Here is a 24609-nt window from a genome sequence, read left to right as displayed (position 1 = left end):
CGTTCCCGCAAAGAGGCTATGCCGCTGCCTCTGCAACCCGGGTCACGGATCATCCGGAAATCGGTGCGTCGGACGACGTTCGGCCGCATTGTTTTGCTCACCGAAATCTGTCGGCAGCATCCTTGGCCATCCGGTTCACGCACCAGTGTGCGTAGATCGGCCCAAACATCGGGCCGAGAAGCTTTGCCGCTATCGTCGCCGGGTAGTCATAGTCGATGAACACGCGCAACCGCGCGGGCTGGCCAGGTTCGCTGATCTCGAATCCCATGCGGTAGGCGCGGATTACGAGGAGATTCGGGCAGCCTCGCGTCTCCCATACCTTGCGTCGAGGTGGCTGCCGCTCGGTGATCACTTCTTCGACGGAAAGCACCAGACCAAGTATGTTGCCACGCATCTTGATAACCGAACCGGCAGTGCGGCCTCTGGCTTCGTCGAACTCGTACGACATCCGCCCGCCGAGCATCATATCGAAGGCTTCTGCATGTGCGAGCCGAGGCTCGCCTGGTCATCCAGATAGTCAAAAAGCACGTCTGCGGAGGTCGCTATATCGGTAATGGCTTGTGCCGCGTGAGCGTAGGTCATGTGATATCGTCGGTTTTTATGCGGTGGTCCCCGTGGCGATGACCGCCATGACCATGGAAGAGGTGCATCAACGGACAGGCGAGCAGCAGCAGGTACGGAGCGAGGCCAAATGCATGCTGCCAGTGCTCACGCAAAATGAAGAACGCGACGATCACCGCGAGCGAGGCGGCGAATAGCGTCCACTTGCGGTCCCAAATCATATCCGTGTACTCCTCAACCTGAGCGAATTGCCGATCACGCTGACCGACGAGAGCGCCATGGCGGCCGCTGCGATGATCGGCGACAGCAAGAGTCCGAATGCGGGGTAGAGCACGCCAGCCGCAACCGGGACGCCAGCGGCGTTGTAGATGAAGGCGAAGAAAAGGTTCTGCCGGATGTTCCTCATCGTGGCGTGGCTGAGCTGCCGTGCCCGCACGATGCCCTGAAGATCACCCTTGAGCAGCGTTACGCCCGCACTCTCGATTGCCACATCCGTCCCCGTTCCCATGGCGATGCCGACGTCGGCGGCGGCGAGGGCAGGGGCGTCGTTGACGCCGTCTCCCGCCATGGCGACGATGCGACCCTCGTTTCTCAGACGCCTGACGATTTCGCTCTTGTGCTCCGGCAGGATTTCCGCCTCGACCTCCGTGATGCCGAGCTTGCGAGCAACCGCATTGGCCGTGGTCCTGTTGTCACCAGTAAGCATTACCACGCGAGCACCGTCCTTCATCAGTGCCTCGACGGCGGCGGGTGCCGTCGGCTTTATAGGATCGGAGATCGCGAACAAGCCGCCGACTCTGCCGTCCATGGCGACGAAGATGACGGTCGCTCCCTCGCCCCGCAATGCTTCCGCCTTTTCGGTGAGCGGGGTTACGTCCACCTTCTCCTCGGACATGATTTGGTGGCTTCCGATAACGAGCCTGTGTCCCTTTATCGTGCCCGTGACGCCTTTGCCGACCGGGCTGTCGAAGTTCTCTGCCGTCCCGAGAGCCAGCCCCCGCTCATTGGCGGCCTCGACGATTGCCGCCGCGAGCGGATGCTCGCTCGCCCGCTCCAGTGTGGCGGAGAGCTGCAGGAGCTCGTCCTCGGCTATCCCGTTCACGGCGACGACCGATGTGACCATCGGTTTGCCTTCGGTTAGGGTACCAGTCTTGTCGACCACAAGCGTGTTGACCTTTTCGAAACGTTCGAGCGCCTCGGCGTTCTTGATCAGCACGCCGGCGCGAGCACCCTGTCCGACGCCGACCATGATCGACATCGGCGTGGCGAGGCCCAGCGCGCACGGGCAGGCGATGATCAGCACGGCGACGGCGGCGACGAGTCCATGGGTGAAACGCGGTTCCGGACCGATCCACATCCAAGTGGCGAAGGCGACGATGGCGATGAGGATGACAGCGGGCACGAACCAGCCCGAGACCTCATCGGCCAGCCGCTGGATCGGCGCGCGCGAGCGCTGGGCTTCCGCCACCATCTGTACGATCTGCGACAGCATGGTGTCACGGCCGACCTTCCCGGCCTCCATGACGAAGCCGCCCGTCTTGTTCATCGTACCGCCGATCAGCTTCGCCCCGACCTCCTTGGTGACGGGCATGGACTCTCCGGTAATCATCGACTCATCCACCGAGCTTCGGCCTTCGACGAGCGTCCCGTCGACCGGGACTTTCTCACCCGGCCGCACGCGCAGCCGATCGCCGACGGCAACGGCTTCGAGCGGCACGTCTTCGTCGGTTCCGTCATTCCGGATACGACGGGCCGTCTTCGGGGCGAGATCCAAAAGCGCGCGGATCGCTCCGCCCGTCTGCTCGCGAGCACGCAGTTCCAGAACCTGCCCGAGCAGGACGAGCACGGTGATGACCGCTGCGGCCTCGAAATAGATTGGGACCGCTCCGTCGGCGGATCGGAACGTCGCTGGAAACAGTCCGGGCGCAACCGTCGCGATCACGCTGTAGACCCAGGCCACGCCCGTGCCCATCGCGATCAGGGTGAACATATTCAGGCGGCGAGTGACGAGGGAGCGCCATGCGCGTTCGAAGAAGGGAGCGCCCGCCCAGAGGACCACGGGGGTCGCGAAGACGAGCTGGAGCCAGTTCGACGTCTGGGCGCCGAGCAGCATGTGCAGGTTGGTGAGGTGACCGCCCATTTCGAGTGCCAGCACAGGCAGTGTCAGGACGAGCCCGATCCAGAACCTCCGCCGCATGTCGACGAGTTCCGGACTGGGACCGGTTTCGGCGGTGACGACTTCGGGTTCGAGGGCCATACCGCAGATCGGGCAGTTGCCCGGACCGATCTGCCGCACCTGTGGATGCATCGGGCAGGTGTAGATCACCCCGTCACGTTCTTCAGTGCGCGACCCCCGGACGTGCGCAGTGGCGTTGTCGCTCGCATGATGATGGCGATGGTGCTCGTGACCCGGAGGTTGATGTTTGTGCTCATCCATGGCGGACAGCTCCATAACGGGACCGCTCATCAAGCAAAGATAGAGCCCCAAGCCTCAGAGCCAATGTCACGCCCCAAAACGTTCAACATCTCTGACGATTGCGCGACAAGTCGTAAACCGCAGGAATTGACGCCTCACAAAGCGGCCACGCCAAATGGTGCCCTGATACCAAGCTTCTTGCCATCCGCCGAGCCGGCGATCTCTTCAATGATCGGGCACTCGGGGCGGTCGTCGCCGTGGCAGTGGCTGGCTAGATGCTTCAGCGTCTCCGCCATTTCCTGAATTGCGGCGATCTTGCGCTCCAGTTCGGCGATGTGCTCCAGAGCCACCGCCTTGACGTCCGCGCTGGTTCTGGACCGATCCCGCCAGAGGGTGAGCAGATCCTTGATCTGATCGACCGAGAAGCCGAGATCGCGGGCGCGGCGAACGAACCGAAGCGTGTGAATGTCGTTGTCGCTGTAGACACGGTAACTGGAGGCGGTCCGAAGGGCAGGGCGGATCAGACCGATCTGCTCATAGTAGCGGATCATTTTCGAGGAGATGCCGCTGGCCTTGGAAGCTTGACCTATATTCATGGTTCACCCTTTCGTTACGGGGCGTCCGGCATCGCCGAACGCCTCTGCTGTTCTCAGGCAGGATTGATCGACCGCAGCCGCAGAGCGTTGCCTAGGACGAAGACGCTCGACATCGCCATCGCAGCCGCCGCCAGGATCGGCGAGAGCAGGGTTCCGTTCAGCGGGTAGAGCACGCCTGCGGCGACCGGAACCAGGCTGACATTGTAGGCGAACGCCCAGAAGAGGTTCTCCTTGATGTTGCGGATCGTAGCCTTGCTGAGGGCGATCGCCTTCGGGACACCGTTCAAGTCTCCGGACATCAGGACGACATCGGCGCTTTCGATTGCGATGTCGGTTCCCGTGCCGACGGCAATGCCGACGTCGGCCTCGGTGAGCGCAGGGGCGTCGTTGATACCGTCGCCGATGAAAGCAACCCTGCGGTCACCGTGCCGGAGCTTGCTGACGGCCTCAACCTTGCCGTCCGGCAGCACCTCGGCGACGACTTCGTCGATGCCGAGCTCCCTGGCTATCGCTTCGGCCGTGCGGCGATTGTCGCCGGTGATCATCGCCACCTTCAAGCCGAGATCGTGCAGGGCTTTGACTGCCTCCGGCGTGGTTTCCTTGATTGGATCGGAGACGGCGATGATCGCCGCCAGCCGGCCGTCGATCGCCGCGTAGAGCGGCGATTTGCCGCCGTCGCCAAGCCGCTCGGCCTCCTCAGCGAAGGCGGAAACGTCGATGCCGTGCTTCTTTAGCGCGCGATCCGCGCCTACGAGGACTTCCAGCCCATAAACAATCCCCCGAACACCGAAACCCGGAGTGGCTTCGAAGTCCGTCGCGGGGACCACTGCAACACCTCTGGACCTTGCCGCCGACATGATCGATTCCGCGATCGGGTGTTCCGAAAGCGCCTCAAGGCTCGCAATAAAGGAGAGGACCTCGTTCGCATCGAACCCGTCGCTGACGATGACGTCTGTCAGCTCCGGGCGGCCTTTCGTGAGGGTGCCGGTCTTGTCGAGCGCGACGACATCGGCTTCCCGCAAGCTCTGCAGCGCCTCGCCCTTGCGGAAAAGGATGCCCAGCTCGGCGGCGCGCCCCGTGCCGACCATGATCGATGTCGGCGTTGCCAGGCCCATGGCGCAGGGGCAGGCGATAATCAGGACGGCAACCGCGTTCACCAGCGCGAATGAAAGCGCGGGCGAGGGGCCGAACGCGTACCAGGCGGCGAAGGTCACCACCGCCGCGAGGATGACCGCGGGAACGAACCACCCCGTCACCTTGTCGACCAGCGCCTGGATCGGCAGCTTCGATCCTTGTGCTGCTTCGACCATCCTGATGATCTGAGCAAGCAGCGTGTCGCTGCCGACCTTGGTCGCCTTGAAGGTGAAGGACCCGTTCTTGTTGATGGTGCCGCCGATGATCTCGTCTCCGGCGGCCTTTTGCACCGGCACAGGCTCTCCGGTGATCATGGATTCGTCGACGTAGGAACTGCCTTCGAGGACTGCGCCGTCGACCGGGATCTTCTCGCCGGGCCTGATCCGGATGATGTCGCCGACGACAACGTCGCTGATCTGGATCTCCAAGAACTCGCCGCCATGAGACACGAAAGCGGTTCTCGGCTGCAGGCCAATCAGCCGCTGGATCGCTTGGCTGGTGCGGCCCTTCGCACGCGCCTCGAGGTAACGGCCGAGCAGGATCAGGGTGACGATGACTGCTGCCGCCTCGTAGTACACGTTCGCCGTTCCGGAAGGTAGAACGCCCGGGGCGAAGGTTGCGACGACGGAGTAGCCCCAGGCGGCGGCCGTCCCGAGTACCACCAGCGAGTTCATGTCGGGCGTCCGGCGCAGAAGGTTCGGCACGCCCTTCTTGAAGAAGCGCAGCCCCGGTCCGAACAGGACCACGCTCGCCAGTGCAAACTGGATGTAGAGGTTGTGGCGCATGCCGATGGTGTCCATGACCAGTTCGTGGACGCCCGGCAGGAAGTGAGAACCCATTTCGACCAGGAAAAGGGGCAGGGTCAACAGCGCCGAGAATATCACCAGGATCTTGAGTCTGCGGACTTCCGCGGTGCGGTGATCTTCGGTTTCCTTGGCTGCCTCGGTGACGGCCGCCTTGCGGACCGCATATCCGGCATCTCGAACCGCAGCCTCGAGCGCCCCGACATCAACCGCACCGGAAACCAATCGAATGGTCGCCTTCTCCGTTGCGGGATTCACCGACGCATCCGCGACACCCGGAACGGCCTTCAACGCCTTTTCCACACGAGAAACGCACGAGGCGCAGGTCATTCCTTCGACATCAAGTTCCTGGATTTCGACCTTGGGCTCGTAGCCGGCATTCTCGATCGCGCGAAGAACAGCCTTCGTATCCGGCATTCCGGTGAACTGAACGGTCGCCCGTTCGGTAGCCAGGTTGACGTTTGCCGAGGCGACGCCGGGCACTGCCGAAATAGCCTTCTCGACGCGTCGCACGCAGGAAGCACATGTCATGCCATTAATGCCGAAGTCGGCGGACATAGGAAGAGACGTCGATTTCTCGATCTGAGTTAATGCAGTCATCGAAGCGATCCAATTACAACTGCAGTATCAGATACTCCTTCCAACAATGGTAAGGTCAAGGCTTATTGTGAAGAGTTTTCCATGCGCCCGCCGCTGCCGTAGAGGAGGAGGGCAGGCAGGCCGCTAAGCCGCTGTGCGGATCGGATCGAAAGAGACGTCGAGGACGGCATCGAGCTGTCGGTCCAAGAAGCGCCCCGGGTCGGCTTCGGAATCGAGCAAGTGCGTGTTGGCACATGCTTTGAATACTCCACGGCGGTAATAAGGGCGGCGAACATGCCGCTGGGCAACGCACCGGATGTAATGGCTCGAAGCCGGCCAGAAGTAGAAACTGTAAGACCGGCAAAGCACCCGGCACCTGCCTTCGGCTCAATGCCCTGTAAGGACAAGTGTCTGCACCGGCAGGAGCAGCGCTTGGAGCCTGAGGATCATCGCATGCACGAGCCCGACCGCATCCACCATATGCAGGAACAGCCAGCGTGAGGTGCTTATGTCGGGCGACTGCAACTGATCGTGGTTCCTGGTGTAAGCATTGGCGATGCAACTGCTTCCCGGCGGTATGTCCGGGAACTCGCCCATAAACAGCGGTTCGAGAAATGTGGTCAGCGTTCCCGGTCTAGCCATTTGTTGCACGTCTGCGAGCTGATCGGTCGGGCGAATCTGCCCGGTTGCGATGACCTGCTGGACCTCGGTGACGACCATCGGGATGATGGTGAAGGGTTTGCCGATGCAGGTCGCCTCGGCGATCATTCCGGGTTTCATGACCTGGGCCTCGATCTGGCCGAAGCCGGCAATCAGCCCTATGCGGCGATCATCGGGCACGAGAATGCCGGCCGACCGGATTGCCGGATTGACGATGTCGCCGGGCCGCAAGGCGAATTGCTGAACCATGCCGGCCGTTCCGGCACGTATAATGGTCTTGTCGAGTTCCACCTGCGCTTGGGCGAGTGTCGCCTGGGCGCTTGCCTTCTGCGCCGGCAACAGGGTCGAGATCTTTGTCTCCAGCGTCTGCTTGTTCGAAATGGCCGCATCGAGTGCACCCTTCCGGGCGTCCACGGTAACCTGGCGCCTTTCGATTTCGCGCTTTGCCACCACGTTGGGATTGCGGCGATTGAGTTCAACCTGTGTGGCCAGTTCATCGAGGGCCTGCTGGTAGGCGCCCTCTGCCTGCGCGATCAGGCCGTCGGCCGATGCCAGTTCGGTCTTGGCGACAGCCGTTTCGGCGTCGATTTCCGCGACCCGCCGTCGGGCCGTTTCAAGCGCAGCATGCTGTTCCTTGTTATCGAGGCGGAACAGGGGAGCGCCGGCGGCGACCTTCTCGTTCGTGCCGACGAAGACCTCGGCCACCCGCCCATTTCTCTCAGGCAATATGGTGACCGTACGGAAGACCGCCGTGACGTTCTTTGTTGACGGATGATAGTAGAAAATCAGGGTTATCAACGACACCGTCAGGATCACACAGGCGGTGATGCCCCATCTCAGCTCGAACCACATCGAATAAAGATTGATCTCTCGCCCGATCCTCTTTCCCTGAACGTAGCGTCGGAAGAGGAAATCCGGAAGGATGGTAAGCATCGAACAGATCAAGAACTCCAGCACGGCTCATCCCCTCCGCTCTGATAAGGTGTCGTTCGGCGAAGGCTCCGGTTCGAACGGTGCCCATTGGTGCTCGGGCTGCGCCGGATGAGGTTTTGACGGCGTGACGGGAGGTTCCGTCGCCGCGGTTTCGAAAGGCCGTTCGTCCCGATGGGCGATTTTTCGTAGCGAGTCGGCCATCGAACTCATGGGTGTCGAAAAGTCCGGAAATTCGATCAATGCCAGGAGCAGCGCGGCGATCCAGAAGAGGTGATTGTGCGTGAAGAGCGCAATCAGCGACAAAACAGCCACTAATTGTAACTGCACCTTGCTGGCGCCGTGCGCCATATGCTCCGGCAGGGCGTGCAGCCGTAGGTACAGGAGGCCGATCAGAAAGATCAGCAGCAGCACGAACACGACCATGATGTTGAAGAGAACATCCGTGTCGCCCGGAGCGGTGATGAACACCGGCAGATGATCGATCGCTGACGGATGCAATGTCTCTGGCATTTCCGCGATCCCCCAAGAATACTATTTAGCATGATCTGAGTTTCGGAGCATCACTTCAGAGCCACCGCTCAGTCGTCAGCGACGTCCCATTTGTCGTCCGGATCGAAACGATCGATGAACGGCACGATCGCCTCGGTGCTGGACCCAAGATCCCGTTCATAGACGATGCCCTGCTGGTTGACGACGAAGGTGTTGACGCCGGTCTCGGCATATTTGACCGGCCAGGCGATCAGGCCAAAGCCGGCAATCATGTTGCCGTTGATGACGTAGTCGTATCTACCACCCGCGATGTTGTCGCCCTGCGAGGTCAGGATGCGGAAGCGATAGCCGTAATAACCCTCGCCGGCCTTTGCCTTCTCCAGCGCCGCCTCGCTGATGGCGTCGCCGACGGGACTTATCTCCCCGCCCTCGCCGGCGGGCCAGTAGAGCCCATCGGTCTGGCCCTCGCTGCTGATCAGCCTCTGAGCATATTCCAGCACGCCGTCCGCATCGCGGTCCTTCGAGGCATAGTCCTTCTGCGCCTCGACATAGGCGCGCGCCGCCTCGATCGCTTCCAGCTCGTTCTCGCCGACGCGGCGGTTGACGATCTCCTCTAGGCCGACATAGGTGTCGAAGGCCCATTTGCCGTCCTCGCCTTTGGCGATCGGGAACGGCAGCGGCCAGAGCCGATCGCCGATTTCGAGGACCTTCCGCTCGTCGAGATCGCGCATTACGACGTTGCGGGCAGCGCCCTCGCGAATGAGCGCGAAGGTCTCCATCGCGCCTTCGGCCGCTTTAAGCTTTGCCGCGTCCAGGCCCAGGAGCTTTGCCAATCCGTCGAAATCATTGGCCGCAAGCGCCGACTTGAAGGCCTCCACGGCCTTCGACGGATCGTCGAAGGCCGGCGGGTCATCCGCCGCGACATAGTCAATGATGCTTCCCGCTTCCTGCGCCTGTGCGAGACCAATTGGCATCGGGGCAAAGACGGCGGCGAAGGAGATCGCCGATCCCAGAAGAAGAATGTGAACGCGCTTGCTCATCGTCGTGCTCCCCACTGCATGTCTCCTTAGAATCGACCTCGATTTTAAGGAGAGAGGCATGCAGCAATTCAAAGTGCTACAGCCACCTTTGCGCGTCTGATGAGACGCGCGGCGATGTAACGTCCGCTCAGCGTCCGCGGCCGCCGCCGCGCTTGATCGCCTTATGCCCTCCGCCCCCGCGCTGGCCCCCGCCCATGCTGTGGCCGCCCCGGCGTGACGATGCCACCTCGCGCCGCCCGGAATTGACGTTGCCAAGACCCGAGGGCTTCTTCGGCCGGTTCTCGGCCTTGGCCGCCATCTTCGGCCTGCCGGCAGGCCGGTCGACTTGCGCGGGCTTTTTGTCCTTCGGGCGGTTGATGCTCGGCTTGGGGACGTCCGGCCTCGCTTTCGCCGCCGCCTGCCTGCCGCCGCCAGGGCTCGCCGCCGGCCGAGGCTCCGCCTTCAGCCCCTCGAGCGTGCTCTTGCGCACGTCCTTGAGCTGGCCGCCGCCACTGCCCGGGCGCGCCACCGACCGGTCGCGCTGGAGTTCCGCGGCGCGGTTGCGGATGTTGTTGCCGCCATTGGCCTTGATGTTGTTCTCTATGTTCGTCCGGTCGAATTTGCTCAACTGGTCTCGATCGAGCGTGATCTTGCTTCGGTCGACATTCCTCCAGTCGATGTCGTTCCACTTGACCTTGCCGGTGAAGTCGATGTCGTTGAAGCACTTGTTGCAGTCGATATTGATGTCGCCATTCCAGCGACCGCCCCAGACACCCCAATCGTCCCAGTCGACGATGGCGGCCCAGGCAAAACCAGTCACGGCGCCGGCGAAGAAGGTTGCGGCCGGATAATAGTAGGCGGGGTAGGGATCGGGATAATAGGCGATCGGCACCGGCGCGTAATCCCGCTCGTAGAGCATCTCCGGCGGATATTGCGGCACGTAGATCTTTTCGGTGTTCGCTGGCTGGATGACGATGTTGTCGCCCTCTTCGACCACCGTCACCTTGTCGTCCGTCTTGATGACACCCTTGGCGACCGCCTCATTTCGCAATTGCTGGATCGCGATCAGCACATCCTTCTGCTGATAGGCGATCGCCTGGCCGAGGCTCTGCGTCCATTCGAGGTCGTCGCTCATCATCTTGACGATCTCAGGATAGTTGAGCAGCGAGACGATGCTCCCGTCCCAGTCCGCCTTCGGCTTCAGCCCGGAGTTCTTCGCCCGGGCATCGAGAAAGCGTTCCGCCTCGACGATCTGCAAGGGAAAGAGCGAGGCGGCGGATATCAGCGCCACCAGCTCATCGGGATAAAGCGCGATCCGCGCCACCAGCACTTCAAGCTCGTCCTCGGTAAGCGGTTCCGGGGCGGCCTGCTCCTGCGGGGCGGGGGCAGACGCGGTCGCCTGCGCGAGCGCCCCCGGTGCCTGGATTGACAGCATCAATATGCTGCCAATTGCAATCATCGCTGTCCTGATCATCTGTTTACTCCCTGGCGCCGGTTCGCCTCTCGACCTCCCGGAGCGAACCGGCCACGTCTCTAGTTCCAGCGGTAACTCCTACTTCACCAGTTCGATCTCGCTCGGCCACCAGTCCTTTGTGAATCTCCTGGATCAAAGACTCTGCTACGTCGCGGTTCGAGATGAACTCCGGGAAATATGATCCTGCACGCGCATTCTCGGTCTCAGGGCTTGGGCGTGTACCAGATCGGTGACGTGTAGGCGCGCTCTTGCAGGGTCATGGTGGTACCGCTGAGCGCCTTCACGCCGAAGCGCTTGGCGTCGTAGGCTGTCCAGCGCGGGGTCGGGATCTCGATGACACGGCCGTAGTAAAAGGCGGATTGGCTGGCGTCGAAGTCGGGGTCCTGCCACACGGCGATCAACTCAGGCGCGCCGATCGTATTGGTCCATGTGGCGTTGGCGACATCCACGCTGTCGCCGACGGGCGGAAGCTTTCCGTCGGCGCCGGCCTTGCGGTCGCCCGACCAGGCGACGTCGTAAACCTTCTCCTGCAACTTGCCATCCTTGTCGAGCCAGCCCTTGACGATCTGGTAACGATCGAGATTCGCCCCGATCGGATCCTTCAGCGCCGCAACCAGGAAGGTCGGCGATTTGCCCTCTGGTGCTTCGCCGAGATCTCCGCCCATCGGCACGCCCTTGGCGTAGCCGATGCCCGCCGGCATGCGGTTTTCCGCGTCCCCCGGTCCGAAATCCCAGCCGCCGAAGAAGCGCACGATCATCCGCGGGCCGGTCGTGGCGTAGGTTTCCTTGCGCTGCATGGCATCCCACAGAGATTCGCGGGTGTTTTCCTTGGCCCAGACGGCGGCATAGCCGGAAGCAGAGACTTCCCAGTCCATCACCTTCACGCCGGTTTTAGGGTTGTCGATGAAGGCGGCGGTCATGCGATGCGGGCTCGGCTCCTGTGGGACGGTCTTGCCGAAGAAATTGTCCTCCTCCAAGGCCGTGAGGGAATTATGCGCGTCGCTGCTGCCGACCAGGCCGAACTTGTAGGGGTTGGTGCCGAATTCCTTCTCCAGCTTCAGACCGTTCTTGTAGGCCGAGCGGACGTATTCAAATTCAAGCATCTCCTTCGTCTTCGCAACGCTGCCATCGAGATTGCCCTTATCCCAGATCTCGAAATTGGCGAACTCGTCATTCGGCGACAGGAACGGGTGCGCCTCGCCCGTCCCCTTGGTCTGGGTCGCTTCATAGAGGCGCTCCCATTTCGCGCGCGTTTCGACATAGCCGCTATCGAGTTTCTTGCCGAAGGCCTCGACGGTCGGGAACATCAAACCATTGCTCAGATTGCCGTTATGCGCGATCGCGAGGACGTTACCGCCGGTCTTTTGTTCGTAGGCTTCCATCCACTTCCAGAGGTCGACCGGATTATCGCTGCCGTAAGGCGGATAGACGGTGAAGGGTTCGACCTGGCTCGCCTTGTCGCCATTGTCGCGGAAGATGACATTGCGGTGCAGGTTGTTGCCGCCCGTATTCGACGTCCATTCGAAACCGATGAAAGCGGTGAAGTGCCCTGGGTCGTTGTGGTGCTCCGCCGCGGCAATGGTCTCTTGCCAGGCGCTGTGATAGGGGCGCGTCCCCGGGAAGTACATCAGATCCTTGGGGAAGGTGCCGTGCGAAAAGGCGACGATGATTTGCATCGCGGCCTCGCCGCCCTTGCCGGATTGGATCATGTCATACCATTTGCGGCCGGTTGGATCGGCGACAAGGTCTGGCTTACCGGCGAACAGATCGGGGAAGAAGCCCATATTGTCGGAGTGATCGGCAACGACGAGAAAGTCGAGCGGGCGGGAGAGCTTCACCGGTTGGCCGGTGGAGGAAACAACCTCTTCGCCCTGTGCGAACCGATAGGCGTCCATCGGTCCGAGACGCGCACCAAAGGCGCCGGCGTCCATGGAAAAGGACGTGTGCAGATGCGTGTCGCCGAAGAACGGTCGCGTCGGAAAGTCGCGGCCGACATAGGGCGAGTAAGCCGGCGGGCGCTGGTGCGCGCGGTCGGCGGCGTCCTTGCCGAGCGTGCCAGCGTCCTGCGCCAATGCGGGCAGCACGAGACCGAATATCACCAGGCTGGTAAGCGCCGTACCCTGCAACAAAACTTTTGTCATGATTTCCCTCCTGAATATCGATTTGTTTCAGTGGTGTCCCGGACCGCAGGCGAGCGCGCCGCCGTTATCGGAAATCTTGAGTTGGGGTGGGCTACTTGCCTCGGCGGTTGCCGTCGCGGGCGCGGTGAAAACCGCCGGCTTCGACGAGGCGGCCTTAACTGCGGTGCCGGGAAGCGGCTGACGTCCGACCTGTTCATAGGCAAGCAGGAACCGCGCCTGTTGCGCCGCTGGTCCATAAAGGCGGATGAGACCGAGCTCGTGCGCCTTGCGGATCGTCAATCGTCCGCTGGCGATCTCGCCGATAACGATCTCACCGGATACGAGAACGACATCACCCGGTTCGGGGCCTGTCACGTGCACGCGTGTCCGCGACCCGCTTTCGCCCGACTCAAACCGCGCCCACAGCATCGGCTCGATGAGGACGACCGAGACCGACGGGCCGCGCATCCCGCCCGAGGTCGCGCCCAGCCCTCGGCCAAGCCGTTCAAGCGATCGCACCGTCTTGCTGTATTTTGCGCCGAACAGATCCGGTGCCGCCGGGTCCGGAGGCGGCAACCGATGCGCGGCGATGGCGGCCGAAATGGAGCCGAGCACGTGCAACGCGTCCGGATAGACCCAGTTCAACAGCCCCCGCGCCATCGTGACATCGTCATGGTAGCCGCAGGCAGAACTAGCCGAGGGCGACAGCGTTGCGGCCGCCGCTAGCGACAGCAGGAATAGACGGGTCACGTATACGTGTCGGCGCATCGTCGACTCCCTAAAACATCGCCAGTCGTTGCATCGTCCAGAACATGGCAAGCGAGCCAATCGCATAGGCCGGAACGCGTTGCCCCCAGGCCGGAAGCGGCAGGGGGAGACGACGTGCAACGGCTGCAAGCGCCAGCACTGCGGCCACGAAGAGAAGCTGGCCGATCTCCACACCGAGGTTGAAGAAAAGAAGCGCAAGCGGAATGTGGGTCGTGGGCAGGCCGGTCTCGCTGAGCGCGCCGGCAAAACCGAAGCCGTGCAGCAGACCGAAACCGAAGGCGACGAACCACGGCGCCTGCGCCGCTATGCCATGGTATCCTTGGTCCCGACGTATGATTTCGGCGGCAACGAAGACGATAGAAAGCGCGATCACCGCCTCCACGGGTGTCTGCGGCACATGCACAAGCCCGAGTGTCGCGAGCGCGAGCGTGATGGAATGGGCAATGGTGAAGGCGGTGATCGTCTTCACCAGCGGCCTGATGCCGTGTGCCAACATGAGAAGCGCGAACACGAAGAGCAGGTGATCGATACCGAACAGGATGTGCTCGATCCCGAGCACCAGGTAGACCCCGGCGACCTTCAGGGCGGACTCGGCTACCGGAATCGTTGTCGACGGCTCGCTCGGGGTCAGACGCTGCGTCCATGCGCTGCCATCCAAGTACTCTATGTGCGCCAGCACGTCGGTCATCGTTGCCTCGAGCCCGGCGATCGTCAGCATCTGCCCGCGTAGGGCAGGGGCGTTTAATGTCCAGGTCTCGATCGCCGCACCCGGAACGATGTGGACTGTGGGCAGCGACGCGTTGCTTCCGCCGGAAAATACGGGCCTGAGGGCCAGCCTCATCTCGCCGCGCATCGGTACCTTCCACATCACGGAGAACTCGCCCGGCGCCCGCTCGCGTAATTCGAGATAGGCCGGCCGGACCTCGTGCGCCATGGCTGCGGCGGCGACAAGCAGCGGCAGGAGCCAGCCAACGACAAGGGCCGCGCAGCAGATGACGGCAAGTCGCCTCATCGGACACCCACCATTGTCTGTGCCCAACCGCTGATAAGTGGTTCGGCGCTCGGCTCTGCCACGATCTCGTATTTCTTCAGCAACTCCGCCAAATAGCGCCGCTCGTAATTGCGCCGCTGCTCGTCACGCCATTGCGCAAGCACCTCGGCTTTCACCTCGGCGAAGGGCCTCACCGCGGCGGGAACCACTTCGGATACGCGAACGAGATGCTGCCCATAGGCGGATTCGATCGGACCCATCCATTCGCCCGTCGGCAGTGCGGCGACCGCGCGGGCGAAGGCAGGGCCGAACTGTGCGGCGATGTCGCTTTCCTTGCCGGCCTCCAATCGCGCCGCCGCCAGCCACTGATCCCCTTGATTGATGATCGCCGTTTCGTCGGGGCCGTCCGATGCGGCGAGCACGCGGCGCGCGTCGGCTGCCGCGTCGGGCCGTTTCGAGCCGCTGAAGAAGACGTGATCGAAAGACACACGCGCTTCCTGGCGGAACATGTTCGGATGGGCATTGTAGAACTGGCGCAGATCGTCTTCCTTCGGTTCGGCGATGCGTGCGGCGTCCTCGATCAGGAAGGTTAGCTTTTGTGCCAGTCTGCGCCGAATGACCGTATCGTCCTGGTCGAGGCCCAAGGCGCGGGCTTCTCGCGCCAGCAACTCTTCCTTCACCAACTCGGCGACGAGACCGCGTAGTTCGTCGTTGGAGGGCGTGCGGCGCCATTGACTGGACCATGTCTCGGAGACCCAACGCAGATGTCCGTCACTGATCCTGATCTCCGGCCGGTCGCTTGCCGCGGTGTCGTCGTTCAGCCAGGCATAGGCGGCAAAGAGGGCAAGACCCCCGATGGCGAAATGGAAGAGAGGTTCTCTCAGCAGCTTCATGACACCATCCAGTTAGTACCTCGGCGATCGGGAGATCGGGACGATGTTTGCCCGCTCCAGCGCCTCGGCAATCTCTTCGGCGAGGTCCTTGATGAGTTCCTCGTATTCGCGGCGTCGCGCCATGCGGAGGTTTTCCGGCAGGTGCACTGTCGCAGCGAGAGCCGCTTCGGCGGCGGCAAGATCGTCGCACATGCCGCGAAAGTTCTCGTCCCGCGCAAGCAGCGTCTCGATCTCAGGGCCTCGCGCCGGAAACCGGCGCGTGGCCGATTGCAATCCATTCCTCCCCACTGCGCCTTCCGACCGCGTACCCATTCTTCGAGAACCCCGGAACTATTGGCGGGAGATCATATTGCTTTGGATCAATGCAGGGATGTAATTTACGTGAGCAAACAGGAATAAGCGGCAGCCAACGAACCTGCGGCGACCTGGTTGGGGGCACTGCGGGGGCTAGACGAAAGCCGCCACCAGCCGAAGCCGTCGCGGCCTGCATCCACGCCCATACAGATATCAACTCACCTTTTTCACAGGCGGTATCGTCCAAGAACCATCAATGATCGAGGGATTGCTCTCGTTGGGCCAGTAGAGGCGCATCATCAGGATGAATTTTCCCTTGGGCGCCGGCAGCCAATTCGATTCCTTGTCCGCTCCCGGTGAGTCGTGCTGGATCAACAGGTCGATCGAGCCGTCCGGATTTGCCTTGAGTGGCTGCCGTGCGCTGATCGAGTAACGATTGAGCGGATTATCGACAAAGAAGTAGTCCGCATCATACATGGTCAATGACCAGAAACCCGAAACGGGCGGCGTAAGCCCTTTCTTGAACGTCAGGACGTATTTCTCGGACCCGTTATATGCCCGCTTGATCACACCGCTGTCGGACTTCAGCGAGGTCGGGTAGATCGCATCCTGGGGTCGGTTTGCTCCGAGACCGATCGCGGTAACAAGGGCACGCTGGATATAGTTGGTGCCGTAGATGCCGGTCTTCGTTGTGAAGCCCCAGCCATCAATATCCTGCATGTCGCCGTCGCTGAATTTGAAATGCATCATGATGCGTGCGAAACCGAGCTGCGGCACCCGCTTCACAAACGCCGGATCGAACCTGGTCTTGTCGAAGTCCTGGCCAGGAACGATACCAAGTTCGGCGAGCTTGGCGACCATGGGCGCATCTGCATCGGTCGGCGGATTTCTTTTCAGGAGCTCGGCGAAGACGGTGAAGTACTCGATGGCGTCCATATTGTTGACTTGCTCGCGAACGGCAGTCTTCATATCGATCGATGGATCGACCTTGCCCTTGGGTGGAGTCCAGTCCTTCCCCCATGCGCTTAAGGGGGAGAGCTTCACTTCATCCTGCAGCTTATGAACTTCAGCATAGTCGTCCGGGGTGCCTGTGCAGTAGATGCGTCCAAGTAGCCAAACGATGCTCGTCGGAGACTTATACTGGGTCACACCCTCCGGGAGCGTCCCCTCCCAGCCTGGGCCGGTAACCACAAACGTCTGTGCGCCCGTGCCCGTGGTGCGTTTTCCGGGGACGTCGAACACTGTTGTCCAGCCATCCAGCATCGGAAACAGGGCATAGCGGTCCTTCATGTCCGGCAGGCTAACGACCCAAGGCTCATCCCCCACATCAAAGAACGCGGTCGTATAGAGGGTATCGGCGTTGGGCGCCGTCACGTCTCGGAACTTGGCGTCCGGATACTGGCGCAACTTGATCAGATGCCCCATAGGGCCCCGGCTTCCCTTCGCCTCGGCGACATTGGTAATCACCCGCCTGGTCATTTCCATTGTCACCAGAGGATATGCATAAATATAGGCCTCGACAGCCAGCGCGAACTCATCGAGTCCTTCCGGCAAATCTGCTACCAACGCTTCTCCGGCCATCGCAGGCGTACCAAGAGATCCAGCCGCAAGCGCCCCAAGACTGGCCGCCGTCAAGTCACGACGCGTAATACACATTTTATCCCTCCAGCAAAAATTGAGTTTCGACGCAGGCACTGAGTTCAGTCGATGTAAGCGACGACATGACGCCCACCGATCGTTGGCGGGCCTTCCCAACCGGTTGCCGAGTGGCAACTTGCAAGCCACTCTCGGCACCATTGCTCTCCGATCGCCGCCCCATTTTCGAGTAGCCTTTGCAACCTGGAATAATTTAATCGAGATCATATTGCTTTAGATCAATGCAGGGATGTATTTTACGTGAGCAAACAGGAACAAGCGGCAGGCAATGCACCGCTGCGGCCTGTGGGGGGCAAGGCAATGGTCCAGACCCGTTCAGTCGAAATCGACCAGGCGGCGACACCGCCGCTGCCGGAGTCCGAAATACGCGCGCAATTGCAGCGGATTCAGACGAGTCCGGAATTCGACGTGCCGGAACGGGCGCGCAAGTTTCTCTCCTATGTCGTGGAGGAAGCCATCGCCGGGCGAGGCGATCGAATAAAGGCCTATTCGATCGCGATGGAGGTCTTTGGCCGTGACTCGTCGTTCGATGCGCAGAGCGATCCCGTCGTTCGAATAGAAGCCGGACGCATCAGGAGAGCGCTTGAACGTTACTACCTGACCGCGGGCCAGAACGACCCGATCCTCGTCACCATGCCGAAGGGAGGGTATGTTCCTGCTTTCGGTCGGAATGATCGCGGCCCGTTCCCGGAAGGGAGCGCGCAGGGCAAAACAGAAGAGCATAGCGAGCATTGGGTAGGGCGTTGGAAACCGATCCTTCTCGCCGCCTCCAGCATCCTCATTCTCGCATTCAGTGTGCTGTACAGCTTCTTGAGAACCGACGAGCTGGCTGACGCCCCGATAAACTCGGCAGACATCGTGCGGGCGGTGCCGGATGTGCCGCGATTGATTGTGCTGCCGTTCGAGGATCTGTCGCGGACCGGTGGTTCGGACATCGTCGCGAGAGGTTTGACCGACAAGGTCATCGAACAGATTTCCAAGTTCAAGGAGATCGTCGTGATCGCAGGCCACTCACCCGAGACATCGGGGCAAACGCCCTCGAGTGGCGACGCCATGGCGGCGCGCTATGCCCTCTCGGGTGGCGTGCGGCTCGACGGTGACAAGCTTCGCCTTGCAACCCGTCTCGTCAAACGCGACGACGGTTCGGTCTTGTGGGCCGAAAGTTATAGCGAGAGCCTTCAGGTTCGCAGCCTACTTGACCTCGAAACCAATGTGGCGCGCGCGGTGGCCACGGCCCTGGCTCATCCCTATGGGGTCATTTTCCGAGCGGATGCATCGAAGGCGGCCAACATGCCGCCGGACGACTGGGAAGCCTATCAATGCACCTTGGCCTATTATGGCTATCGTGCCGATCTCAATCCGCAGACTCATGTTGCGGTTCAGGGCTGCCTCAAGCGGGCAGTCGAAAGATTTCCCGGTTATGCGACCGCGTGGGCGCTGCTTTCGCTCACCTACATCGACCAGTTGCGGTTCCGCTACCGCCTCGACGCTCCCTCTCCCCCGCCGCTCGACCTTGCCATCGGTGCGGCCAGACGCGCCGTCGAACTCGATCCCCAGAATGTGCGCGGTCTGCAGGCCGAGATGCTGGCCTTCTTCTTCCGCGGTGACGTCGAGACTGCATTGAAGATTGGCTCGCGCGCGCTGGCAACGAATCCGAACGATCCCGAGCTCAGTGCAGAATATGGGATTCGGCTTGCACTTTCAGGCGAATGGACGCGCGGCTGTGCGCTCGTCGCGGAAGCTATCGGCAGAAATCCGGGTCCGCTCGGCTACTTCGAGACCTCGCTCGCCCTCTGCTCCTACATGCAGGAGGACTATGGCGCCGCAGAGCAATGGATCCGGGCGGCCGACGTGCAGAGCAATCCGCTCTATCATTTCATCGTCGCGGCCATTCTCGGACAACTTGAAAAGACGGAGGAGGTGGCCCGGGAGCGTCAATGGATCGAGGCCAATGCGATGGGCCTTCTCAAGAATATCCGCCGGGAGGTGGCGATGCGCATCCATCGGCCGGAGGATCAGGCCCATTTCCTGGAAGGGTTGGAAAAGGCAGGCCTGACTGTCCGCTAAGTCCGCACAAGCCAGGGCCATTTCCCGCGTTCGGGGGTGATCACGTCGATAGACGCTACGCGATGCTACATGTGCTCAGCCCCTCTTCGTACTAGAAGGCGGTGAGAAGCCACGGTTCAGACGAGGAAGAGGAGTCTGGCCCCCTCAAGATACACGTGATAGTCGTAAATTACGGCGACCGCCACCGCCAACCCCGGGATATCAAGATGACAGTTGGGCAGCTTTCAGCTTGCGCGTCTAACAAGAACGGACTTGTGCGCCCATGATGCACGGATCCACCGTCTACCCCTTCTTCGGTAATCCTGCGGGACGCGGTTTTGGCGCGCTGGCGGTGGTTGTTCTCGTCACGTCCTTGTTGGCAGCTTGCGCCAGCCGCCCGACGGGTGTGCTTCAACCGGTAGCTGCCTCACCGGCCGCCACCCAGGTCGAGATGCTGGTCGCGACCACGCGCGACCGATCGGAAAATCCCGGCGAGATGTTCAGCGGCGAGCGTGCGCTGGCGCCCGCCTTCGCCGAGATCACCGTATCGGTCCCACCCACAGGTGTGAGAAAGGCCGGCGAAGTCGCCTGGCCGCGCAGGCTTCCGCCCAATCCGTCAACGGAGTTCGCAACGGTCAAGGCCGAGCAGGTCGATCGGGCGACGGCCGAGAAATGGCTGAGCAATGCCGTGCGCGAGAGCCCGGACCGCAGCGTCCTCGTCTTCATCCACGGCTTCAACAATCATTTCGAGGATGCCGTCTTCCGCTTCGCCCAGATTGTCCACGACTCGGGCGCGCACAGCACCCCGGTGCTGGCGACATGGCCGTCGCGCGGCAGCCTGCTTGCCTATGGCTATGATCGAGAGAGCACGAACTATACGCGCAATGCGGTCGAAAGGCTGTTCCAGTATCTGGCGCGCGACCCGGAGGTGAAGGAGGTCTCGATCCTCGCCCATTCGATGGGCAACTGGCTGGCGCTCGAATCCTTGCGGCAGATGGCCATCCGCAACGACGGGCTGCCGGCCAAGTTCAAGAATGTCATGCTGGCGGCGCCCGATGTCGATGTGGACGTCTTTCGGTCGCAGATCGCCGACATGGGCAAGCAACGCCCGCGCTTCACGCTCTTCGTCTCGCGCGACGATCGCGCGCTGGCGGTTTCGCGACGCGTCTGGGGCAATGTCTCGCGGCTCGGCGCGATCGATCCGGAGCAGTCTCCCTATAGGGAAGAACTGGCGGCGAACAACATCGCAGTCATCGACCTCACCAAGATCCAGGCAGGTGACAGGCTGCACCACAGCAAATTCGCGGAATCGCCCGAAATCGTCCAACTGATCGGCACGCGCCTGTCGGCCGGTCAGACTTTAACCGACAGCCGGCTGGGGCTTGGCGATCACATCGTGGCGGCGACCGCCGGCGCCGCACATGCGGTCGGGACCACAGCGGGTCTGGTCGTTGCCGCGCCGGCTGCAATAGTCGATGAGAACACCAGGCGAAACTATAGCCACCATGTCGAGGCGCTTGTCGGACCTGCGGGTCAGGCAACGGGAACCACAACCGACGCCGCTTGCAACGGCAGAAATGAGGTCGAGGCCGCAAGTTGCGCTCGGTAATTGGTTCTAACAATGCGTGTCAAAAAGTGTCTGGTCAAACGACGGCACTCGGTGATGATGAAATCAAGGTGATTCACTGGCGGTGCAACAGATCTATCGGGGGAAAAGATGACGTCTCGCCTCATTCGAGCTCTGACATTCGTGGGAAGCCTTCTTGCCGCCGGCGGTGCGATGGCCGCGGATATTCGTTCACCGCTGACGCCGGAGGTTCAAGAGACGACGACCGAGAGCGGCTGGACGTTTTCGTTCGCGCCTTACTTCTGGGCGGCGGGACTTTCGGGGGATGTTGCACAGTTCGGGCTGCCGGAAGCCCATGTCGACGCCAGCTTCAGCGACATCTTCGACCATCTCGATTTCGGGGCGATGGCGATCGGCGAAGCTCGCTACGGTCCCTACAGCATCTTCGGCGATATCATGTACACCAAGATTTCCGGTCAGGCCGGCACACCGAGAGGCATTCTTGCAACCGATGTCGAACTGACCTCCGAGACCTTCGCCGGCCTGCTCGGTGTCGGTTACGCGGTCTTCGAGGACAGTTCCGCGCGGCTCGATATCGTCGGCGGCCTGCGTGTCTGGTCGGTCGAAAGCGAGCTCTCCTTCCGCGGCGGTGTTCTCGACGGGCGTTCCAGAACGGATGACGCGACCTGGGTGGACGGGTTGGCCGGCTTTCGCGGCACTTACTCGATTACGCCGGAACTCTACCTGACGGGCTGGGGCCTTGTCGGTGCCGGTGGTGCCGACCTCGACTGGGATGTCGCCGGGGCGATCGGCTACCGGTTCAGCGATACGGTCTCGGCCGTCGCCGGCTACCGCGCCCTCGGGGTGGACTACAGCGACGACGGTTTCGTGTTCGACGTCGTGCAGCAGGGGCCGATCCTGGGTCTGGTGGTGCGGTTTTAAGGGCCGCTGCCGTCGAGCCTTCGTTCCTAATTAGCCGCGCCCGCGTTCAGAGTCGAAGTGGAACGCATGCCGGTCGAGAAAGCGATGCTTTCTTACCGGAGACGTCGTGGTCGGTTTACGCCAAAATCGCGAAGAGCAATTCATGGAGCCGCCACTATCGGGGTTGGGTCCTTGCCGCTTCGGCATGGACCGCTTCGATCCGCGTCAACATATCATTTGGGTGTATGCTGCTCTCGGTGAGCGGCAGCAGTCGGCCCGGGCAGGATGAAAGCTCTCCGTGGTACCCAAAAATGACCAAGCCCAGCCTATTCCGCATCATCCATACGGCGATCATGAACAGGCTGCTTCTGATCGTCATTGCGCTGATGATCGCGTCGCTCTTCAGCGTGCTCCTGATCAGGGGTGGTAGCTTTACAGGCAGGCAGCCGAGCCCGGAACCGAAACGGGTTTCCGACGGGGTATCACCGGCATTCTGCGAACGAGAAACGGTCGGCAGGAGGAAAGACGCGGTAGCGCCGGACAGCCTCCCGCACTCCGCGTCATGCCCGCCGATTAAATGGCAAGCATCATCGGCGATAGCTGGATGAGGAACCGGCGCGCTGTCGTTCGCGTCCCGCTCTCCCGCGGCTTTGTTCCGATCTGGCTTGGAAGTGCCATGGAGACCTTTGTGCGTCCGATCAGACGTGTAGCACGTCACCGTCAACAATGCCGCTCGTCACGCCGAACCAAATCGGTCCCGGGGTTCGCGCTGCGGCCGCAGATTCGCCATCTTCAGAAAATCGACGAAGGCGCGCAGCGCGGCGGGCATCTGCCTCCGGCTGGGGTAATAGAGATGGAAACCGCCATAATACGGGCACCAGTCTTCGAGTACCCTTACGAGCCGATTTTCGGCGACATGCGTTTCGACCTGGTCCTCGAAAGCATAGGCAATGCCGGCGCCGAGTAAGGCGGCTTCGACCATGAGATCCTGGTCGCCGACGACGAGCGGACCGTTCACTTCGACGCTCAACGCAATGCCGCCGCGCTCGAATTCCCATTCATAGAGCCGCCCGCTCTCGAAACGGAGGCCGATGCAGGGCAGGTCCTTGAGCTCTTCGGGAGCTCTCGGCCTCGGGTAACGCTCGAAAAATGACGGCGCTGCGACGATCGCAGAGCGCTGCCGCGATCCGATCGGGACGGCGATCATGTCCTGAGCGATCACTTCGCCGAAGCGTATGCCGGCGTCGAAGCCCTCGGAGACGACATCGACAAGGTCGTCTTCGACGACGATCTCGATGCTGATCCGCGGATAGGCGTCGAGAAATCGTGCGACGACGGGCAGCAGCACCATTTTTGCCGATACGCGCGCCGCATTGAGTCGCAATCGGCCGACCGGTGCGCCGCGCAGGTTATTGAGATCATCGAGCGCGTCGTCGATGTCGCGAAACGCCGGGGCGACACGGGCGAGCAGGCGCTCGCCGGCTTCCGTCAGGGCAACGCTTCGAGTCGTGCGATTGAAAAGGCGCAGGTCCAGCTTTTCCTCGAGCGCTTTGAGGGCGTGACTGAGGGCCGAAGGGGTACAGCCGATCTCGTCGGCGGCGCGGCGGAAGCTCAGATGCCGCGCAAGCGCCAGGAACGGCATCAGGTCCGAGGGGGATATGCTGCGCATTATTGAACAATATTCACTAACCCAAACAAAATCTAGCCGATTATCTCAATGATGCCATCGGCGTACAACCTCCTCGTCCGCCGATGAAACGGGCGGACCCCGACAAAGGAGACTCACATGCACACTTGGTTCATCACTGGGGCGTCCCGCGGCTTCGGCGCCCTGATTGCGGAGAAGGCACTCGCCAAGGGCGACCAGGTCGTTGCGACCGCGCGCAACCCCAAGGCAATCCTCAAGCGTTTCGGCGAGCGGCCCAATCTCTTGGCGGTGGGCCTCGACGTCACCGACGAGGCGCAGGTGCATGCGGCAGTCAGGCAGGCCGTTACCCGTTTCGGCCGCATCGACGTGCTCGTCAACAATGCCGGCTACGGGCTGCTCGGGGCGGTCGAGGAGGCAAGCGGCGCAGAGATCGAAGCGCTCTATCGGACGAACGTCTTCGGTCTTCTCGCCGTTACCCGCGCGGTGCTGCCGCACATGCGTCGACAGCGGTCCGGGCACATCCTCAACTTCTCATCGGTCGGAGGTTACCGGAGCGTTGCGGGATTCGGCGTCTATTGCTCGACGAAGTTCGCCGTCGAAGGCCTGACCGAGGCCCTTGCGGATGAGCTGCGCCCGCTCGGCATCCATGCGACGGCGATCGAACCTGGCTATTTCAGGACCGATTTCCTCGACTCGACCTCGCTTTCGGTGAGCCCGACGCAGATCGCCGACTATGCCGAGACAGCCGGCGCCGTGCGCACGAAAGCGACTGAGATCAGCCATCACCAGCCGGGCGATCCGGACAAGCTGGCCGAGGTGGTGGTCGCCTTCGTCGATGCGCCGAATCCGCCGGTCCGGCTTCCGCTCGGCAGCGACACGGTCGCGGCGATCGAGGCCAAGCATGCCGCCGATGCCGAGCTTCTCGCCGAGTGGCGTTCGGTCTCCGCTTCGACCGATTTCGCCACCGCGGCCTGATCGGATCACAAGCTACTGCATGTTTCCTTAAATCGTACCCGATTTAAAACATGCAGCAATTCAAAG

The 24609-nt window shown here is 61.8% G+C and carries 20 protein-coding genes; 4 read left to right on the top strand and 16 right to left on the bottom strand.

Features of this window, described 5'->3' with window-relative positions:
- Positions 1 to 97: 97 nt before the first annotated feature.
- From AYK65_RS15115 to AYK65_RS15045, 15 genes are all read right to left on the bottom strand, one after another.
- Entirely contained in the window at positions 98 to 466 is a 369-nt protein-coding gene (locus AYK65_RS15115; protein WP_244559975.1) for a polyketide cyclase, read from the bottom strand.
- 112 nt (positions 467 to 578) lie between these two features.
- Complete coding sequence (locus AYK65_RS15110) at positions 579 to 782, bottom strand: DUF2933 domain-containing protein (RefSeq protein ID WP_026616070.1); 204 nt, start codon at positions 780 to 782, stop codon at positions 579 to 581.
- On the bottom strand, positions 779 to 2998 hold the full coding sequence (locus AYK65_RS15105; protein WP_275531665.1) for a copper-transporting P-type ATPase: 2220 nt from the start codon (positions 2996 to 2998) through the stop codon (positions 779 to 781). Before AYK65_RS15105 ends, AYK65_RS15110 begins: the two co-directional genes overlap by 4 nt.
- 134 nt (positions 2999 to 3132) lie before the next feature.
- Positions 3133 to 3573, bottom strand: a complete 441-nt coding sequence (cueR, locus tag AYK65_RS15100) for a Cu(I)-responsive transcriptional regulator (protein ID WP_026616072.1) — start codon at positions 3571 to 3573, stop codon at positions 3133 to 3135.
- 53 nt (positions 3574 to 3626) lie between these two features.
- A complete protein-coding gene (locus AYK65_RS15095; RefSeq protein WP_046116585.1) occupies positions 3627 to 6110 on the bottom strand; it encodes a heavy metal translocating P-type ATPase in 2484 nt (827 codons plus the stop codon).
- A gap of 366 nt (positions 6111 to 6476) precedes the next feature.
- Positions 6477 to 7706, bottom strand: a complete 1230-nt coding sequence (locus tag AYK65_RS15090; RefSeq protein ID WP_046116584.1) for an HlyD family secretion protein — start codon at positions 7704 to 7706, stop codon at positions 6477 to 6479.
- A 3-nt stretch (positions 7707 to 7709) separates the two neighbouring features.
- On the bottom strand, positions 7710 to 8192 hold the full coding sequence (locus AYK65_RS15085; RefSeq protein ID WP_046116583.1) for a hypothetical protein: 483 nt from the start codon (positions 8190 to 8192) through the stop codon (positions 7710 to 7712).
- A gap of 68 nt (positions 8193 to 8260) precedes the next feature.
- Positions 8261 to 9211, bottom strand: coding sequence for a DUF2950 domain-containing protein (locus AYK65_RS15080; RefSeq protein WP_046116582.1), 951 nt, complete (start codon positions 9209 to 9211; stop codon positions 8261 to 8263).
- Between the two features lie 127 nt (positions 9212 to 9338).
- The gene (locus AYK65_RS15075) at positions 9339 to 10664 is read right to left on the bottom strand and encodes a DUF3300 domain-containing protein (RefSeq protein WP_081158864.1); all 1326 of its coding nucleotides are present in this window, start codon (positions 10662 to 10664) and stop codon (positions 9339 to 9341) included.
- Positions 10665 to 10867: 203 nt separating this feature from the next.
- Positions 10868 to 12805, bottom strand: a complete 1938-nt coding sequence (locus AYK65_RS15070) for a DUF3604 domain-containing protein (protein ID WP_081158863.1) — start codon at positions 12803 to 12805, stop codon at positions 10868 to 10870.
- A 27-nt stretch (positions 12806 to 12832) separates the two neighbouring features.
- A complete protein-coding gene (locus AYK65_RS15065; RefSeq protein WP_046116579.1) occupies positions 12833 to 13552 on the bottom strand; it encodes a hypothetical protein in 720 nt (239 codons plus the stop codon).
- A gap of 10 nt (positions 13553 to 13562) precedes the next feature.
- Positions 13563 to 14564 carry a HupE/UreJ family protein gene (locus AYK65_RS15060; RefSeq protein ID WP_046116578.1) on the bottom strand — a complete coding sequence of 334 codons (1002 nt, stop codon included), beginning with the start codon at positions 14562 to 14564 and terminating at the stop codon, positions 13563 to 13565.
- Positions 14561 to 15436, bottom strand: a complete 876-nt coding sequence (locus AYK65_RS15055) for a peptidyl-prolyl cis-trans isomerase (protein ID WP_046116577.1) — start codon at positions 15434 to 15436, stop codon at positions 14561 to 14563. Before AYK65_RS15055 ends, AYK65_RS15060 begins: the two co-directional genes overlap by 4 nt.
- 12 nt (positions 15437 to 15448) lie before the next feature.
- Positions 15449 to 15748: a hypothetical protein gene (locus tag AYK65_RS15050; RefSeq protein ID WP_046116576.1), complete on the bottom strand. Its 300-nt coding sequence runs from the start codon at positions 15746 to 15748 to the stop codon at positions 15449 to 15451.
- 195 nt (positions 15749 to 15943) lie between these two features.
- Complete coding sequence (locus AYK65_RS15045; RefSeq protein ID WP_046116575.1) at positions 15944 to 17386, bottom strand: DUF1254 domain-containing protein; 1443 nt, start codon at positions 17384 to 17386, stop codon at positions 15944 to 15946.
- 300 nt (positions 17387 to 17686) lie between these two features.
- Between AYK65_RS15045 and AYK65_RS15040 the strand changes: the two genes are divergently transcribed.
- From AYK65_RS15040 to AYK65_RS15030, 3 genes are all read left to right on the top strand, one after another.
- Positions 17687 to 19453 (top strand): hypothetical protein, encoded by a 1767-nt coding sequence (locus tag AYK65_RS15040; protein ID WP_081158861.1) that lies wholly within the window; start codon positions 17687 to 17689, stop codon positions 19451 to 19453.
- Positions 19454 to 19718: 265 nt separating this feature from the next.
- Positions 19719 to 21041: an alpha/beta hydrolase gene (locus AYK65_RS15035; protein ID WP_081158896.1), complete on the top strand. Its 1323-nt coding sequence runs from the start codon at positions 19719 to 19721 to the stop codon at positions 21039 to 21041.
- 108 nt (positions 21042 to 21149) lie between these two features.
- Positions 21150 to 21941, top strand: coding sequence for a hypothetical protein (locus tag AYK65_RS15030; RefSeq protein ID WP_026616082.1), 792 nt, complete (start codon positions 21150 to 21152; stop codon positions 21939 to 21941).
- A 715-nt stretch (positions 21942 to 22656) separates the two neighbouring features.
- Here the strand turns inward: AYK65_RS15030 and AYK65_RS15020 are convergent.
- Positions 22657 to 23589 (bottom strand): LysR family transcriptional regulator, encoded by a 933-nt coding sequence (locus tag AYK65_RS15020; RefSeq protein WP_046116572.1) that lies wholly within the window; start codon positions 23587 to 23589, stop codon positions 22657 to 22659.
- A 117-nt stretch (positions 23590 to 23706) separates the two neighbouring features.
- Here AYK65_RS15020 and AYK65_RS15015 point away from each other — a divergent pair, with 117 nt between their 5' ends.
- Positions 23707 to 24543, top strand: a complete 837-nt coding sequence (locus AYK65_RS15015) for an oxidoreductase (RefSeq protein WP_026616084.1) — start codon at positions 23707 to 23709, stop codon at positions 24541 to 24543.
- Positions 24544 to 24609 lie beyond the last annotated feature (66 nt).

It is taken from the genome of Ensifer aridi (assembly GCF_002078505.1).
In the GTDB taxonomy this organism is placed as follows: Bacteria; Pseudomonadota; Alphaproteobacteria; order Rhizobiales; family Rhizobiaceae; genus Sinorhizobium; species Sinorhizobium aridi.
This window is presented reverse-complemented; position numbering and strand designations above follow the sequence as displayed.